This is a genomic window from Vreelandella zhanjiangensis DSM 21076 (assembly GCF_000377665.1).
Lineage (GTDB): Bacteria > Pseudomonadota > Gammaproteobacteria > Pseudomonadales > Halomonadaceae > Vreelandella > Vreelandella zhanjiangensis.
Map to the genome: position 1 here is coordinate 277,435 of NZ_KB898649.1, position 17,306 is coordinate 294,740.

15 protein-coding genes are annotated in these 17,306 nt (G+C 51.9%); 5 read left to right on the forward strand and 10 right to left on the reverse strand.

Going from position 1 to position 17,306, the window contains the following annotated elements; all coding sequences use genetic code 11:
- The first annotated feature begins 2 nt into the window (after positions 1 to 2).
- Positions 3 to 476, forward strand: a complete 474-nt coding sequence (locus D467_RS0110295) for a methylglyoxal synthase (protein WP_018917439.1) — start codon at positions 3 to 5, stop codon at positions 474 to 476.
- 21 nt (positions 477 to 497) lie between these two features.
- Here the strand turns inward: D467_RS0110295 and cra are convergent, their stop codons facing one another.
- Positions 498 to 1,604, reverse strand: coding sequence for a catabolite repressor/activator (gene cra / locus D467_RS0110300; RefSeq protein WP_340139690.1), 1,107 nt, complete (start codon positions 1,602 to 1,604; stop codon positions 498 to 500).
- Between the two features lie 84 nt (positions 1,605 to 1,688).
- On the opposite strand from cra, the gene ptsP reads away from it, so the two are divergent.
- The 4 genes from ptsP to pgi all read left to right on the forward strand — a co-directional run bounded on the left by ptsP (position 1,689) and on the right by pgi (position 9,136).
- On the forward strand, positions 1,689 to 4,586 hold the full coding sequence (gene ptsP / locus D467_RS0110305; protein WP_018917441.1) for a phosphoenolpyruvate--protein phosphotransferase: 2,898 nt from the start codon (positions 1,689 to 1,691) through the stop codon (positions 4,584 to 4,586).
- Positions 4,586 to 5,551: a 1-phosphofructokinase gene (pfkB, locus tag D467_RS0110310; protein ID WP_018917442.1), complete on the forward strand. Its 966-nt coding sequence runs from the start codon at positions 4,586 to 4,588 to the stop codon at positions 5,549 to 5,551. The genes ptsP and pfkB overlap by 1 nt, the downstream gene beginning before the upstream one ends.
- Positions 5,548 to 7,287, forward strand: coding sequence for a PTS fructose-like transporter subunit IIB (locus D467_RS0110315; protein WP_018917443.1), 1,740 nt, complete (start codon positions 5,548 to 5,550; stop codon positions 7,285 to 7,287). The genes pfkB and D467_RS0110315 overlap by 4 nt, the downstream gene beginning before the upstream one ends.
- A 187-nt stretch (positions 7,288 to 7,474) precedes the next feature.
- Positions 7,475 to 9,136: a glucose-6-phosphate isomerase gene (pgi, locus tag D467_RS0110320; RefSeq protein WP_018917444.1), complete on the forward strand. Its 1,662-nt coding sequence runs from the start codon at positions 7,475 to 7,477 to the stop codon at positions 9,134 to 9,136.
- Positions 9,137 to 9,327: 191 nt separating this feature from the next.
- On the opposite strand, the gene D467_RS0110325 is transcribed toward pgi, so the two are convergent.
- From D467_RS0110325 to D467_RS0110365, 9 genes are all read right to left on the reverse strand, one after another.
- Positions 9,328 to 9,603 carry a hypothetical protein gene (locus D467_RS0110325; RefSeq protein ID WP_018917445.1) on the reverse strand — a complete coding sequence of 92 codons (276 nt, stop codon included), beginning with the start codon at positions 9,601 to 9,603 and terminating at the stop codon, positions 9,328 to 9,330.
- Positions 9,604 to 9,703: 100 nt separating this feature from the next.
- The gene (locus D467_RS19565; protein WP_018917446.1) at positions 9,704 to 10,138 is read right to left on the reverse strand and encodes a GNAT family N-acetyltransferase; all 435 of its coding nucleotides are present in this window, start codon (positions 10,136 to 10,138) and stop codon (positions 9,704 to 9,706) included.
- Positions 10,139 to 10,262: 124 nt separating this feature from the next.
- Positions 10,263 to 10,835, reverse strand: a complete 573-nt coding sequence (locus D467_RS0110335; RefSeq protein ID WP_155826473.1) for a hypothetical protein — start codon at positions 10,833 to 10,835, stop codon at positions 10,263 to 10,265.
- A gap of 182 nt (positions 10,836 to 11,017) precedes the next feature.
- Positions 11,018 to 11,971 (reverse strand): restriction endonuclease, encoded by a 954-nt coding sequence (locus tag D467_RS0110340; RefSeq protein WP_018917448.1) that lies wholly within the window; start codon positions 11,969 to 11,971, stop codon positions 11,018 to 11,020.
- A 127-nt stretch (positions 11,972 to 12,098) separates the two neighbouring features.
- Positions 12,099 to 12,611: a hypothetical protein gene (locus tag D467_RS0110345; RefSeq protein ID WP_018917449.1), complete on the reverse strand. Its 513-nt coding sequence runs from the start codon at positions 12,609 to 12,611 to the stop codon at positions 12,099 to 12,101.
- 283 nt (positions 12,612 to 12,894) lie between these two features.
- Positions 12,895 to 13,200, reverse strand: a complete 306-nt coding sequence (locus tag D467_RS0110350) for a hypothetical protein (protein ID WP_018917450.1) — start codon at positions 13,198 to 13,200, stop codon at positions 12,895 to 12,897.
- Positions 13,201 to 13,287: 87 nt separating this feature from the next.
- The gene (locus D467_RS0110355) at positions 13,288 to 14,226 is read right to left on the reverse strand and encodes a DUF4238 domain-containing protein (RefSeq protein WP_018917451.1); all 939 of its coding nucleotides are present in this window, start codon (positions 14,224 to 14,226) and stop codon (positions 13,288 to 13,290) included.
- 136 nt (positions 14,227 to 14,362) lie between these two features.
- Complete coding sequence (locus D467_RS0110360; protein WP_018917452.1) at positions 14,363 to 16,189, reverse strand: DUF4209 domain-containing protein; 1,827 nt, start codon at positions 16,187 to 16,189, stop codon at positions 14,363 to 14,365.
- Between the two features lie 384 nt (positions 16,190 to 16,573).
- Positions 16,574 to 17,170, reverse strand: coding sequence for a GNAT family N-acetyltransferase (locus D467_RS0110365; protein ID WP_018917453.1), 597 nt, complete (start codon positions 17,168 to 17,170; stop codon positions 16,574 to 16,576).
- Positions 17,171 to 17,306 lie beyond the last annotated feature (136 nt).

The following is a 17,306-nucleotide window of genomic DNA, read 5'->3' on the forward strand; positions in this document are numbered from 1 at the left end:
CAATGAACGATGCCCGACCGCCTCGCCAGGCGCAGCGTACCCTACCCGCTCAAAAGCGCATTGCATTGATTGCCCATGACGGTAAAAAAGGGGAGCTTTTGGAGTGGGCCGCACGCTGGCAGGATACGCTGCGTCAGCATCAGCTGATGGGTACGGGCACTACGGCTGCACGCTTAACCGATCAATTAGGCCTAACGGTTGAAGGATTGATGAGCGGGCCACTCGGCGGCGACCAGCAGATTGGGGCGCGCATCGCCGAGCAGAGGCTCGACGTGCTGGTGTTCTTCTGGGACCCGTTCGCCCCGCAGCCTCACGACCCCGATGTCAAAGCGCTGTTGCGCCTTGCAGCACTATGGAACGTACCGGTGGCCTGCAACGCCGCGAGCGCCGATTTTATGCTCTCTTCGCCCTATTTAAGCGAAAGCTACGATATGTCGATACCCGACGCCAACGCTTGGGCCAGTGCCCGCGCTTAACGTTTCTTGCTTCAGCGGGCTTTAAGCCCGCTTGAAAAGATGCCGTTTGACGACCTGCTGCCCAACGTTACGACCGCCTTGGGCAGCCTCTAAAGCGCTATTCAGCGTTAACGCCGCAATGCGGTCATAATCCTGAAGCACCGAATTGACCGGCTCGGGCAAAAAATCCAGCAGGCGATGATCGCCAAAGGTGGCCAGCCGGATATGTTTGGAAAGCCCACCGCGCTCTAAAAACGCATCGAAGACGCCTTCCATCAAGGTATACGAAGCCGTTACCAGCGCATCCACACCCTCGGGTTGATTAAGCACCTGCTGCGCAAGCACCATTGCCTCACTGCGCTCGTAATGCTCTGCGCTCAAACACACGGCCTCAATGCCTTGCTCTTTTAAGGCGGCCTTAAAACCGGCCCGGCGTTCACGGCTAATCGAAAGCCCCGGCATGGCATCCAGCCAGGCTACCCGCCGAGTATTTTCGTTAAGCACCGAGCGGGTTAACTTTTCGGCGGCGTCATAATCATCGCTGACCACACTGACAAAATGCTGGCGATCAAGCCCCCGATCCACGCCTACCACAGCCCAGCCGTCGTTGGCTAAATCCACGTAAAAAGGGTCGTCATCGGCCAGACAGCTGGCGGTAATCAGCACCTCGCAGCGCTGGGCACGCAGGGCCAGCGCCAGGGCGCGCTCGCTTTGTGCGCAGTCATCAGAGCTTACAATCAGCAGCCGATAACCCTGCTCGCGCGCGCCACGCTCTAGCCGTTTGGCCAGGCGGGCGTAGCTGATATTTTCCAGATCAGGAACAATCAACCCCAACAAGCGACTCGCCCCACGGCGCAGCGCCGCTGCCTGGGGGTCGATCTGGTATTGGTGCTGACGGACAACGGCCATCACCTTTTCAATCGTGGCCGCACTGATACGACGCTGTTCCGCCTGCCCGTTGATGACATAGCTGGCCGTGGTGCGCGAAACGCCGGCAAGCCGGGCGATATCGGCTAATGTCATGTTTTTTCTCCTTATAAGCCTGCGAAGTGTAACAGCGCCTTGACTACACCCCCACCAAAGTCTAAAAACACACCCCTTGTACCTTTTGCTGAATCGTTTCAGCATACCATCATAAACCACAGGCATCGTTCAATCCGAAAACTCGATGCGCCAACGCACGCTTGCGTCGCGGTCGAGTCGCTACCGGACTCGTCTTTACAGGAGAAATGCATGCTTACACTCGGCCCTAATGACATCTTGCTGAATCGCCATGCCGATAGCTGGCAAGCGGCACTGGATGAGGCCGCCCGGGTGCTGACCGACGCGGGACTGGTTGGCTCAGCCTACCGTGACGGCCTGCATGCCCGTGAAGCGCAGTCGTCTACTTACTTGGGTAATGCGATTGCCATTCCCCACGGCACGCCGGAAAGCCGTCAGCACGTTAAGCGTACCGGCGTTCGGGTGCTGCAGTTTCCTGAAGGTATAAAATGGCACGATGGGCATCGGGTGTATGTGCTGGTAACCATTGCGGCACAAAATGACGAACATCTGGATATCTTGCGCGCCCTGACCCATGTGCTGGACCGTGACGGCGTTGCTGAAGAGCTTGCCGCTGCCAGCTCCGCCGAGGACGTCGCCCGCCTGCTGTCTAAATCAGTGCCTGCGCCCAAGCTGGATAGCGACACCCTGTGCCTACAGTTTCCGGCACAAAGCGTCCAGGAACTGGCCCTGGCAGCCGCCGCCCGTTTGCGCCAAAGCGGCTGTGTGGATAACTGTTTTATTGCCGATATCGCCGCGAAACCACCGATTTGGCTGGGTGAAGGTTTCTGGCTTGCCAGCAGCGCCAGCGGCGTGCAAAACCCTGCGCTAGGCGTGGCAACCCCGGTTGAAACGAACCTGGAAGAAAACAGCCATGCTGTGCACGGGCTGTTTTGTCTGGCCGCGCAGGGCAACGCCCACCGCCCCTTGCTGGAGCAACTCCAGGCCGTACTTGAAAACGCTGATAGCAGGGCGCTGCTGAAGGCCGATGCATCCCAAGTGCTGGCCCTGCTAGCGGGTGAAACGGCCAATACGCATACCCAGCGGGTGCGTGTTTTAAATCCTCACGGGCTGCATGCCCGCCCAGCCAAACAGTTGGTGCAAACGGCTCGTGCACAGACGGTGGCGATTAACGTCCGCCTGGAGGAAGGCAGCCCTGCGAGCGTTTCGGCGGCAAGCCTGACCAAAGTGATTGGCCTGGGCGCACGCCGCGGTCAGTGGCTGGTACTGTCAGCCGAAGGCGCCGACGCCCAGCAGGCGCTGACCAACGTGGCGGAAGCCATCGAAGGCGGCCTGGGTGAAAAAGTAACGCCCTTTGACAGCGGCCGTGAGCGCCTGGCGCCCCGGCCCACCCGTCAGGAAGCCATCGTCGAGCCCTTGGCAGCCGATACGCCGCATACGGCGATTGCCGCGTCACCCGGGCTTGCGATTGCACCGGTATTTGTTATTCGTCCTCAGCACTTTGATTACGCCGAGCAGGCCGACCACCCTGACCGCGAGTTGACCCGGCTGCATAATGCTATTCAGGAAGGCATTGCCCAGCTGGAAGCCCTGGTGCGTAACGCCGCTGGGGGCGAAGTCGCCGATATTTTATCCATGCACGAAGAGATGCTGGACGACCCCGAGCTTCACCGCGCCGCCGAAGACGCTATTCGCGAAGGCCGCTCGGCAGAAGCCGCCTGGTGGGATGCCATTGAAACCGCCGCCCACGCCCAGGAAATGCTCGCGGACCGCCTGCTTGCCGAGCGGGCCACTGACCTTCGCGATGTGGGTCGGCGGGTGCTGAGTATTCTGTGCGACGTTCAACTGCCCGAGCCGCCTGACCATCCCTACATTTTGGTAATGGACGATATCGGCCCCTCAGATGTTGCCCGCCTGGATACCTCGCGCGTGCGGGGTCTTTTAACCGAGCGCGGTGGCGCCACAGCCCACAGCGCTATTCTGGCCCGTGCGCTGGGCATACCGGCAGTGGTTGGCGCAGGCAAAGCGGTGATGGCACTAACCAACGCCAGCATGATGATTCTGGATGGCGAACGAGGCCGGGTTATCCCCTCACCTTCTGAGCAGCGTTTAAGCCGCGCCGAGCAGCACCTGCTTGATTTACAGGCGCGTGAAGCCGACGCCTGGGAGCGGCGTTTTGAAACTGCCCAGACCCGCGACGGCCACCTTATTGAGGTTGCCGCTAACCTGGGCAACACCGCCCACGCGGAAGACGCTGTGGAGCGCGGTGCAGAAGGCGTTGGCCTGCTGCGTACCGAGTTCCTGTTTATGGCCCACTCAAGCGCGCCGGACCTTGCCACGCAAACCGCCGAGTACCGCCAGGCTATCGATGCATTAAACGGCCGCCCGTTGGTGGCACGTACCCTGGATGTCGGCGGCGACAAGCCGCTACCCTACTGGCCAGTGCCCCAGGAGGACAACCCGTTCCTGGGTCTGCGCGGTATTCGCCTGGCGTTGACCGAGCCCGACGTACTCGAAACCCAGCTGCGTGCCCTGCTGATGGCGGCAGCGCCGGTAGCGGGTTCTGAAGATGCACCGCGACGCTTGCGCATCATGCTGCCGATGGTCAAGGACATCGCTGAATTCCGCGCCGCTAAGGCAATATTTGATCGCCTGCTTGCCGAAATTCCCGCAGGCGAACGGGCAAGCGACGTGCAGCTGGGCGTGATGATCGAGATTCCTTCCAGCGCCCTGCTCGCACCCACGCTTGCCGCCGAGGTGGACTTCTTCTCAGTTGGTACCAACGATCTCACCCAGTACACCCTGGCGATCGATCGCGGCCACCCGGAGCTTTCCGCTCAGGCCGATGGGCTGCACCCGGCGGTGCTGCGCTTGATCCAGATGACCGTTGAAGCCGCCCACGCTCAAGGCAAATGGGTCGGCGTGTGTGGTGAACTGGCCTCTGATACCGCGGCTATCCCGGTTCTGGTCGGGCTTGGGGTGGATGAGCTTTCGGTTAGCGCCCGACAAATTCCGCTGGTGAAAGCCCGCCTGCGCGAGTTTGACCTGGCCGATGCCCAGGCCTGCGCCCAGCTAGCGCTTAGCCAGGCCACCAGCATTGCCGTGCGCGATGCGCTGGAGGCACGCTAATGGCGCGGGTAATGACCATCACGCTTAATCCGGCGCTGGATTTGGCATTTGATCTTGAAGAGCTAGCCCTGGGCGCGGTTAACCGCCCCAGGCATGCGCAGCTCGAAGCCGCGGGCAAAGGCGTTAACGTCGCGCGCGTGCTGGCTTCACTGGGCCATGACGTAGTGGTCAGCGGCTTTTTAGGCCGCGATAACGATGGCCCTTTCCAACTGGCGTTTAAGCACATGGGCGTGACGGATGCGTTTGTCCGCGTGCCGGGCGAAACCCGCATTAACGCCAAGCTGGCCGAAAAAAGTGGTCGAGTAACCGACATCAACGGCCCAGGCATTGGCGTAGACGCGGTTCAAATTACCGCCCTGCTGAGCACCATTGAACAGCAGTTAAACGAAGCCCCGGTTGACGCCATTCTGGTAGCCGGCAGCCTGCCGCCGGGATTAAGCCTCGCGGCGTTTAGTGAGTTTCTCACTCACCTGAAAGCCACCGGCGTGCCGCTATGGGTCGATACCAGCGGTGAGGCTCTGCTGCGTGCTATTGAGGTAGGCCCCGAGGCCGTTAAACCCAACGAGGTTGAGCTTGCCGAATGGGCCGGTGAAGCATTGGATAATCACGCCAAGCGGATAAACGCTACAAAGCACCTTCATCAAGCAGGCGTCGGCCAGGCGCTGCTTTCTGCCGGGGCTGAAGGGGTTATCTGGGTGAATGCGAGCGGTGCCTGGCAATCAACGCCGCCCCACGTTCAGGCGGCCAATACCGTGAGCGCAGGCGACACCTTTGTGGCTGGCATGCTGCATGGCCTGCTTAGCCAGCACAGTAGTGAAGAAACCTTACGGTTTGCCACAGCACTTTCTGCCGAATCGGTTCGCCATGTAGGCGTGGGTAATGCCCATGCCGACGACTTTGCCTTACTTCTACAACGTACTCAGGTCCAGCGCCTGCACGCCTACAGCGCCGAGGGAACTTCATGAATATCATCTTAATTACCGCCTGCCCCAGCGGCATGGCCACAACCTTTTTGGCAGCTCGGCGCCTGGAACAGGCCGCCCAGCGCCAAGGTTGGAAAGTCCATGTAGAAATGCATGGTGAGCTGGCCCCGGTAGACACGGCTAACGCCGACCAAATTGCCCACGCTGATTTAATCGTGGTCGCGGCGGATCACGTACCGGCCCCCGAACGCTTTGCAGGTAAGCGTTTATACCAGGCGCCTATAGCCCAGGCACTGCCCAACCCGGAAACCTTTCTAGCCACCGCCAAGCGCGAGGCGCCGCTTTACACGCCGCCAGAAGTTGCTCCGGTTAGCGAAGCCATTACCACACCAGGTGAAAAGCGCATCGTGGCCGTCACTGCCTGCCCGACTGGCGTTGCCCACACCTTTATGGCGGCTGAAGCGCTGGCTGAAGCGGGCAAAGCCATGGGACATGCTATCCGTGTAGAAACTCAAGGCTCGGTGGGTGCTCAGGATAAACTCACCGATGACGAAATTGCCGCCGCTGACGTGGTGATTCTGGCCTGCGATATTGAAGTGGATCCTACCCGCTTTGCGGGCAAGCGCGTTTACCGTACGTCTACCGGCACGGCGCTGAAAAAATCCCAGGCAACGATTGAAAACGCCCTGGCCCAGGCCACGCTGGAAAGTGCAGGCGTATCTAATGCTTCCTCAACTGAAGGCAAAAGCCTGAAAGAGAAAGGCGTGTATAAGCACCTGCTTACCGGCGTGTCGTTCATGCTGCCCATGGTCGTCGCGGGTGGCCTGCTGATTGCACTGTCGTTCATGTTCGGTATCGAAGCCTTCGAGCAGGAAGGCACGCTGGCCGCGGCGCTTATGCAGATTGGTGGCGGTACCGCGTTCGCGCTGATGATCCCGGTGCTGGCGGGCTATATTGCCTACTCGATTGCCGACCGCCCCGGTATTGCACCGGGCATGATTGGCGGCATGCTGGCCGCCAATATTGGTTCGGGGTTTATCGGCGGTATTCTGGCAGGCTTTTTGGCCGGTTACGTCGCCCTGGCGATCACTCGTTATGTGAAACTGCCTTCAAGCGTTGAGTCGCTCAAGCCTATTTTGATTATCCCACTAGTCGCGAGCCTGGTGACCGGCCTGGTGATGATTTACGTAGTCGGCGAGCCGGTCGCGGCGTTATTGAACGCTTTAACCAGCTTCCTTGCATCGCTGGATTCAACCAACGCCGTGCTGCTGGGTATTCTGCTGGGCGCCATGATGTGCTTTGACTTGGGCGGCCCGATCAACAAAGCGGCCTATACCTTTGGCGTGGGCCTGCTGGCATCAGAAACCTACGGCCCGATGGCCGCGATTATGGCAGCGGGCATGGTACCGGCTATTGGAATGGGTATCGCAAGCTTTGTGGCGCGCTACAAATACTCCGTACCGGAGCGTGAAGCGGGCAAGGCATCATTTGTATTAGGCCTATGCTTTATCAGTGAAGGCGCCATTCCGTTTGCCGCCAAGGATCCGCTGCGGGTCATTCCCTGCTGCATCGCGGGTGGAGCCATCACCGGTGCGCTTTCCATGCTGGTGGGTGCCAAACTGATGGCGCCTCATGGCGGTATCTTCGTGCTGCTGATTCCCAACGCCATTACCCCCGCCCTGCTGTACCTGGGCGCGATTGTGGCGGGCTCGCTGGTGACCGGTTTAAGCTACGCGATGCTCAAACGTGGCGCGGCGCAGGTTGCGGTGGCAAGCTAAACATCGTTTAGCCGTAGAAAGGCAGGATGTTCCTGCCTTTCTCAATATCTACTTATTTTTCCTACTTGTTTTATTACTTCCCAAACATGAATTATGGGCATCTATTTGCCCCATCGCGCTTTTTATGTAGTATTTTTACACAAATAACATCACGGCCATTGGCTGATACACAACCACGGACCGCCCTATGTTCCAACTTACCCGCAGTGTCACTTGGCAGGCGCTTGAACGCCTGCGCGATAAAACCGCCAACGACCGTATTCGCGACTATTTTCGTCAAGACCCACAGCGCTTTGACAAAATGAGCCTGCGGGTAGGCGGCCTGTTTCTGGACTACTCCAAGCACCATATTTCAGAAGACGTGCTGGATAAGCTGATTGAACTGGCCAACCATTCCGCCCTGGTACAGCGCCGGGCACAGATGTTCTCCGGCGATATTATCAACGTCACCGAAAACCGCCCGGTACTGCATACCGCACTGCGTAACCTAAGTGATGAACCGGTGTATGTGGATGGCGAAGACGTCATGCCGGAGATAACCCGCACCCGCGAGCAGATCAAGCAGTTCTCGGAAACGGTGCGCAGCGGTGAATGGAAAGGTTACAGCGGCAAAGCGATCAAGGACGTGGTCAATATCGGGATTGGCGGCTCGGACCTAGGCCCCAATATGGCCGTGCGCGCGCTGCTTAAATATCGCCACCCGGAGATGCATTTCCACTTTGTCTCCAACGTGGACGGCACGCATATCCAGAAGGTGCTTTCGCGCCTGGACCCGGCCACCACACTGTTTATCGTCTCGACCAAGACGTTTTCCACCCAGGAAACGCTGCTCAATGCCAAAACGGCACGGCGCTGGTTTCTGGAGAACGCCGGTGAGGATGCCGATGTAGGCGCCCACTTCGTGGCGGCTTCCACCAACCGCAAAGCGGCGATGGAATTCGGTATTCGCGAAGAGAACGTGTTCGAGTTCTGGGCCTGGGTGGGCGGTCGCTACTCCATGTGGTCGTCCATCGGCCTGCCGATTGCACTCTCTATCGGCTTTGACGGCTTTATCGAGCTATTGGAAGGCGCCCACGAGATGGACCGCCACTTTATCGAGGCGCCCTTCTCCCAGAACATGCCAGTACTTATGGCACTGATCGGCATCTGGTACATCAACTTTATTGGTGCAGAAACCCAGGCCATCGTGCCTTACGACCAGGCGCTGAACCAGCTGCCCTCCTTCCTGCAACAGCTGGATATGGAATCCAACGGCAAGTCAGTGGATATTTTCGGCCACCCGGTCAATTACAAGACTGGCCCGATTGTGTGGGGGCAAACTGGCTCCAACGGCCAGCACGCTTTCTTCCAGCTGCTGCACCAGGGCACCCGCTACGTGCCCATCGACTTTATCGCCTCGCTCAAACCCGAGCCCGGCGTGGAAGACCACCACTTCGCGCTACTGACCAATATGCTCGCCCAGGCCAACGCCTTTATGGAAGGCAGCCAGGGCAATAGCAATGAACTCAGTCAGCACGACCCCTACAGCTGCCCCGGCAACCGCCCTTCCAGCACGCTGCTACTGGACGAACTCACCCCCCGAAACCTCGGCGCGCTTATTGCGCTGTATGAGCACAAGGTATTCGTACAGGGCGTGATCTGGAACATCAACTCGTTCGATCAATGGGGCGTACAGCTCGGCAAACGCATCGCCGGTGAAATCAGCGAGCGCATTGATACCAATGCGGCGGATTTTGATGCTTCTACGCAGGGGTTATTGGAGTTGGTGCGGGCGCATTTTCCGGGTGGCGACACGGTAAAGAGTGGTCAGTGCAAAAGCGCTAAGAAACCGGCCAAGAAAGGAGGGTAAGCTGAGCTGACATCGCTGGGTCCACTACTGAAACGCCTTGACTAATCTCAGGGCGTTTTTATCAAGCAGTATCATTGGCCTGAGCCAACTGCAGCGTTAATCCAGCCTCAGGGCATCGAACTCTTGTATTCTTTTCAGTATCTTCACGTAGAACCAGTTGCACACCGCGACGGATACTTGTTCATAAATATTCACCAACTGAATAATGCAGATATAATACTGAATATGCCCTCTAAAACGGCCATTACCCCCTCGAAAAGAGCTTCGAAAAGCCCCACTAGCATCTCGAAAATACCATCGCCATGCATTACAACTGGCGTAGCAACGGCTGAAAGCGCGATACCGCAAACCACCAGACCCAATAAATTAAACCCTGCGAAAAGCATATATATCACGGCACTCAGTAAAGACAGGCTACCCACGCTATTCAGCACGGTCATTTTTCTCGATTTATCCGGTTTGGCCATACGAACCTCGCTTTATTAAAAAATAACTTAACTTAGCGCCTCCCTTTAGATGAAGCAATATTGTCTTGCACACAACAATCTGGCGCTTCATTCAGCCCCTTCAAACGGCTTCCATCCAGTACTGCGTTGCTGTCTCACCACATCTTGTAAACCCCAGCCGCTCGTATAAAGCAATAGCATGGCTCTGCTTTAAGACACGAAGCCGTAAAGGCATGCCTGCCGCTCGTGCCTTTTCCAGTTCCTCACGCACAACTTGCGTTCCAATCCCCTGCCCTTGATATTCAGGCGCAAGAAATATGTCTCGCAGCTGAATAAATCCCTCTTCGTTTGTTATCCATACGGCGCCTACATAGGTACCGTTTAGCGCTATGATTTCAAAACCACCCTGGTGCCATTTCTCATCAAAAGCCAACTTTTGAGGTTTAACTTCCCAAGCGCCGAACTGACGCTCGACAACTTTTTGATAGGCGCTTGAATATGCGCTCCAGATGAAATCGCGATCACTTTCTTCTGCTATCAATCTGGCAATTTGCATTTTTTTATAGCGCTCAAATCGATCACTGGAAGCTTAATGTAACATGGCATAGCACTGCCAACACGGGCAGCTTTGGAGTGGAGGCGAAGCCGCAACGCAAAAGATGTCCCTGTGCTTGGCCTTGTTAGCCATTTCCAGTGGTATCCAGATAAACGAAGAACCCTGTCGTAGTCTCATTATCTGAACCTGTTATTCCTTTATATGAGAATTGCACAAAAAGAGGATATGCATTGGCTGAATAAAATTCATTCTCATCTTTAACATGTTTTTCACGCAACTCCGTCATAAACTGCTCTGGAACATTTGCCTTCAGTCCAAAACCTACGATATCCCGAATTCGGCCTTTGTCTGACAATAGTTCCTGTAGTTCACTTACCGAGATCAATGGAATACCGAGCTCCTGATCTGGCTGCAAGGACAAGTTTCCAGAACCCAGCATATTTGACCCACTAATCTGTTTTGAAATAATTTTGTCGTTTCCGTCATAAATATCTACATTGAAATTTTTAGCTGGCCCCTTCGATCTATTTTCAAAATAAAGAGTTAGAAATGGTTCAGGGTCACCTAACCATTGCATGGCGTTCGCATCAACCAATTCCACTTTCGGTCTGTACTCCTCCTGCGCGACTTGTTTAAGAACATCTTCTTCTGGGAAAAGTGTGTAAATAGCGATTGCCAATGCGGCAATTCCTACCATGAGACCCCAAAACGAATATTTGCTTGGAAGAGACCACTTCTTGTACTGCTTTAGTTTGGGTATCAAATTTTCTCCATTTATGCTTCGTGAGGTCGGGTATTGCTAACGCCCGGCACAGCGGGCCATTTGTAGCGACGTGAAAGCGAAAAATGGCTCTGATTGCTGCCGCTTGTTAGAAGCTTCTAGCCATCGACTATAGGTTGTAAGCCAGATTTTACCTCTCCCTTTGTAAAAGCTGAGATGAAATATCCCGGCGCGAAACCGTTCTTTTCATTGTGTTGTTGAAGGAGTTGCTTAGCGCGAATTGTCAGGGTCGAAGTGGAAACCAAAACCCCTGGTTTTTCAGCTTGCCTAAGCATATACAGGAAGCCGCGCATGGTGTTTACCCCGACTTTTTGTTGATACGCTTTCGTTTCTATTAGTAGATCTCCTTTCCGTGTGGAGACCTCGAATTCAGGGCCATAAACTGGTTGCTGCGGAGTAGCTTTCAATTCTTGGCTCAAAGTTAAATTCATCTCTTTGAGTACTTCGCCCACCATTCTACTATATTCATAGCCTCTATGGCTTACTGTACCTTCTTCAAAAGGTATGTTTTCCTCGTCCAATTCAATTTCTACCTCAGCATCTTTTTTATTCTTTTGTATGATGCTTAGAAAACCAACAACTCCAGATATAAGACCTAATAAAACCGAAAGAGTGGTCAAATAATTGAATTGCCACCACCTATCTTCCTTAGCAGGGATATCGCTTACGCTATCGATTAATTCTTGGACTTTAGATCTAATATCATTTCTTTTTTCTAATGGAATATAAATATTCTTTGAGAAGCCATTGCGAACAAGCAGCAATGTCTGTTTTGTGGAAAAAGGAAAGTCTATTTTATAAAAAACTTCCTTTTGCTCTATTGCTGACTCGACCTCCATAATCGACAGTTCCTCGCCAGCAAAAAGTTTTTCCCCAACTTCATGAATAATCTCTCCTTGCGCCAGCGCAGATTTACTATATAGATTATCTTTCACATAGTCAGGTATGTAAAACAAGCCAAAATAGAAGGTTGCAATAACACCAACTAGGCTAAATAGGTTCCAGAATCGACCTAGCGCCCACTGCCATCCTTTTTTTAATTCATCATACACGTTAAACTTAGCTCCGTTTGTGAGTAATTCTAACGCCAGCCAGCATGCGCGGCTATGGAATGGAGCCGAAGCCGCAATGTAGTGGACGTCGCCGTGACTGGCCTTGTTAGGCTTGGTTGCAACATAATTAAAATGTGCAGCGCAAAACTACACCGATTTTCGCCATGCTCTCATCGAAAGCATAAGACAAAGATTCTAGGGCGCGTTCACTTTCTGCTGCACTCTTTGCGAGCAATACCGCTGTCATCTTAGCCCGCAAAAGCTTGATGTTTTCTCGCAGTGAGTCATCAGCGATTCGCTCAGATAGAATTGAGAGTTCCTTGTTCGACAGACGTATTTCATTGTCCAGATCGCAATTAAGCAGTGCGGGCACAGACTCGGATTGCCGGTTTCTATAATGATCCATATCTTCCAAGTGAGCTTTGGCTACCAGTCGCATTGTGCTGGATAAAACATCCTGGATCCTTATAAAGTTATTACATTGAAACTCGCGCAATTTTTCTTCTCGGGCGTAGGCAGCCTCATCCCTTTTTATTCCTCGACGGTTCTTCTCAGTTATCACCGTGGTAAGGATGCTGGCTGAAGCACCAGCAACCGTACCAACGACCGTTCCGATAAAGCCCCACGTTACTGGTTCCAAATGGAATCTCCCGTGAAAGTGCCTAACGCCGCCAGCAGAGGCCGAGCAAAGCGAGGTCCTGCTGACTGGCTTTGTTAACTATATATTGCCCCCAGTAAACTCGAAACCGAACCACCCAAAACTGATGCTACAGTTGGATTAGTAATTAAGGATTTTAAAAGCCCCTTTGCCTCTTCCTTCTGCGCTGGCGATGAGTCCGAAATTTCGATTTCTCTGGCTAGTTGCTCGAATGAATTAACTATATTTTGGACATTGCCGTCACCAACCTGAACATTAGAATTACTTATATGATAAGTTGTATTAGAAGCCTTTTTTCGGCCTTTTGTTGTTTTGATTCTTTTTCAATTGTAAGTGAATAGTGCGCCTTGATACTTCCCAATCCAGTACTGAACTGGGAGTCAACTACAACGTACCGGACTTCGGTGCCATTAGGGAGTGGCTGAATCACTACATCGCCTTCGCACACGGATAGCTTATCATCAAAAACTGTGAGTTTATTCCCACCAAACTTAGTTTTAATAGGGCCGTATCGCTTTCCTTGGGAATCTTCAATATATGCGTCGTCTGTCATCATTCTTTGAATAGACACCGTACTCTCCTTTAAAGTTAACGCCCGTAACACCGGGCTATTTTTTGGCGCGAAGCGACGGAAAATAGCTCCGCGTGATTACACTTGTTAGGCTCGCTTTAGCAGAGTATTTCCCTTACAGATTTCTCCACCTTTTGCTACATAATTGAAATTATTTTTTGCAGCAAAAACTCTTTGGTAGCTGTTAGCAATAATTTTACTGTTTAGAATGGCTACTAAGGGCTTATTGGCCTCAGCAACTGCATCATCACGATCAAATTCACCAACGAGCGCTAATTTTTTTGAAATCGGGAAATAAACCATAGTATCTCTTAAACCAAACCCAGGAGACATAAACTGTGGAGCTTGATCTGGATTATGCCAAGTTAAGCTTACTGGGTTATCAGTAGTAATAAACTCTCCCGATTCCCCTCCAGCTTTAACTAGTGTCCAGTTTCTCATATGAAGCAATTCAGTGATCTGTTGCATTCCAATTAACTCCATATGAATTTTATGTTCTTTCTTAACGGCTATATCGTACTCTTGCCCTTCAACAAACGCCTTCATTTCTTCATAGGTCTTACCATTGGAGATGTCCTCACCTGTATCAGCTTTTACTTTTGTGATTTGTGACTCCCACCTTTCTTTAGCTTCCAAAGTCATTGCCATCGTCATTTTAGCAATTTGAATAAGTGGTTTAGACAAGTGTTCACGCATCTCAGGTGACTTGATAGCAAGCATACCAATAAGCTCAAGAATTAAATCCTTAGTTTCACCCGAAAAGTTTAAGGTTTCTGGTAGTTCTTGTAATGCTTTGGCTACTTTACTCTCGAATTCAGACTGCGCCTTTTCAATTACTTCAGGATCTACTCCCTCAATTTCTACTCGATTGAAATCCCGTATTCCGCCAACATTCCTAGGAGTTGTTTCAAACGTTTTTGATTCTTTTAGATCTATTACCGTAAGTTTAGATTTTTTAGCATTTCCCTGAGTAAATCCTTTCAAATAACACTGAGACAAATAGTGGTGATGTCGTGATGCACTCATTCAAACTCCTAAAGCACGGTGATCCAAAGATGAGCCTAACGCTTTGCTCACCGGTAAATTAGGAGCGCAGCGAGTAATTTATCCGCGTGCAGCAACTTGTTATGTGCCTGGCCAATGTCGGCAACTGATATAGCGATTACTGCTTTGGTCCTGTATCAGCGAGTGATCGAATCACCAGTCTAAGAATCATCCACCAAGCGTAAATGGTATGTATTGATGACGAGGTATTATCATCCAACAATCCATGGGCCACCTCATTGCGCAAATTAAATCCCAGCGCATCAGTAAACACACTTTTTATCTCGAAGGTTAAATCTTCGCCGAATAAATCAATCGCTTCTTGCATCTCCATCAGCGTGCTTAATCCATTCTCATTTTCAATCCCTTCCCTATCAATATTACTCGTATGTGCTCCAGCTTCCTTTAACTGTGATCGAACAATGTTTTCAGTTTGCGGGCAAAGTAAGTGAATCGCGGTGCCAAATTCATGCTCGAAACCTAGCCAAAGCGCACATCCCAATAGTTCCTCTCGATTTTTTGGAACTATAGGCGAGTGGTGACAAGCGGCCACCATAAGCTCTTTTGTAAATCTATACTCCATAAGCAATTGTCTAAGCGCCGGTAGTATTTGGCCTTCAACCACAAGCTGAATTTCAATAGAAAACTGTTGTTGTATTTGCCTATGCAGCGCTGCTTGATTAGCAGGATCATCTTCACCTGCTCCCAAATTCATGGGGGGGATTTTTGCAATGACACGCCCATCACTGCTCATATGGCTAGATCCAAATAAGCTGCCAAACAGGCTTTTCTGCATTATTTCTTTTGCGCTTTCACTAAGCTTCTTGTATTTTGGTCCGGCGAATAATCCGGTGAAATATAGTAGTGCTTCTTCTGAGCTTCGCTTCCCAGAGACATGCTGAACAGATTGTTTCGACATGCCGGAAATATCTATCCCCGGGGTTTGAACCATACCCATTTCATCTAGGGAGGCTTTTCCTGAGGTTGCTACTTTGTCACGAATTGATACTATTTTCTCCTCAACACCATAAGCACCTCGATGTTTAGTAGGAATTCGACGATATGCTTGTATAGCGTTTTCATAGAAGGAGTTAGCAACCATATTGCTCCCGCTAGATCGTGAATCTGCTTCTAGTTCAAAACATTCAGCTATCGCAATTAGAGACTCCAGCCATCCATTCTCATCATTGCATTGGTTGTACTTCTTTGAAGCCAACTCAAAGTAGGACCTAGCGGAATGAAAGTCACTATCTCCCAGTAAATCTTTTGCCTTTCTATGAAGAGAAGCAGCTATATCCTCTCTAAAATCACCATCAATTTTAAGAATATCCAATAAGTCCGCTATCCAAAGCGTCATAAATTTGCTTCTTGGATATTCAGAACAAAAGGCTGAAAACAGCTGGCTCTTGATCGCGTTTAAACGATCAAAGTCTCTGATTTGCATACATAGCCGTGCGGCACGTTCCCAGCAGTCGTTTACATCACGATGCCAAGTTTCATCGTCAATCGGTTGATAAACATACGAATCTATTGCCGCCTTCGCATGTTCTGGTTTTTTTGGTTTTCTTAATAGCCATAGCAGGTCGGCGATTCTTGCCTTCAGCCATGGCTCTTTGATGTCGTGGAGAATTTCCTCGAAAAACGCCAACTCTTCTTGGGTAAAGTCATCTGGGAGAGCTGATCGACGCCCTGCCTGAAAGTCTTGAAAAAAGGGCTTGAATGGTTCATTTAGACTACTGGGGGCCAGCATCATTGACGCACAGCGACTTAATAAATTCAGAATTCTTCCCTGTTCTTCTTGACCCGCTTCTGACTTTTCCTTCGCACTCTTATCAAGACTTTGCATAACGGAAGAATAGCCATAATGCCGTTCTGTCGAGTCGTCATAATTCCAGTTCAATGCAACAAACTCGTCACGGCTATAGCTTTTTATTGAACTATTCATCACCCAGAATTCCTTTCTTCTTGAAAATGACTCATTCCGCTTTTTTTTGAGAGCGTTAATTTTACGTGCTCTACGTCTTTTCACATCCCGTCTTCGTTTAACGTTCTTGACAGGCCTCGTGACATTTCTACTCATGATCCATCTCTGAGTGACACATAACAGTGATTATATATCTGTCTGCATAACCCCAATGAACGCGCCAGCACGTTCATTGGGGTTATCTAGCCGCCTAGATTAAATCTACCTCATTGATTCTATTGCTAGCAAAGCAAATTTTGGCTGCCTATCCAAAATCGCGTGCCTTCTCGCTTTGCCTGTAGCACATGGATGGCTGAGAGCAGCGTCCTACCTCCATGTGTGTGCAGCCGAGCCAGAGCGCTATGATTAGCTGCGGGGCTGGCTCAATAAGTAGTTGAGATGCGCGCGCACTTCTGGCCACTCTCCCCTGTGCAGGCTATACATCACCGTGTCGCGAATGGTGCCATCACGGCGTAACTTTTGGCCGCGGATAACACCATCCTTTTTAGCCCCTAGGCGCTCAATGGCACGTTGGCTTGCGTAGTTGAAGTTGTCGGTGCGCCAGCCAACCACGTTACAACCCAACGTATCAAAAGCATGTGTTAACAGCAGTAGCTTACAGGTGGTATTGATATGGGTACGCTGCGCGCGTTTGGCATACCAGGTGTGGCCAATTTCTACCCGCTCTACCTCAGGTAAGATGTCGTGATAGCTCGTTGTGCCCAGCACGGTACCGCTGGCTTCATCAATAACGGCAAAAGCAAAGCGGTGGCCTGCCTCACAGTCTTTCAAGGCGGTTTCAATAAAGGCGCTTGTTTCATCAGGTGAAGGCACTGCTGTAACGCGCAGATTCCACAGCTCGCCATCGGCGGCTGCGGCGCGCAGGCCTGCTTCGTGGTCGTGCGCTAATGGCTCAAGTTTTACACCGTGCGCGTTAAGGGTGACAGGGCTCACGAAAGTCATATCTATCCAAACGCCTCTTGTATTTGGCAGTCGAAAAATACTAATAAGTCGATATTACTTAAATAAGATTCGAAATAGCCGTTAATGTCTATTAATAACCCGAAGAATTTGCCATGGAGGCCAGCTTTTAGTTTAG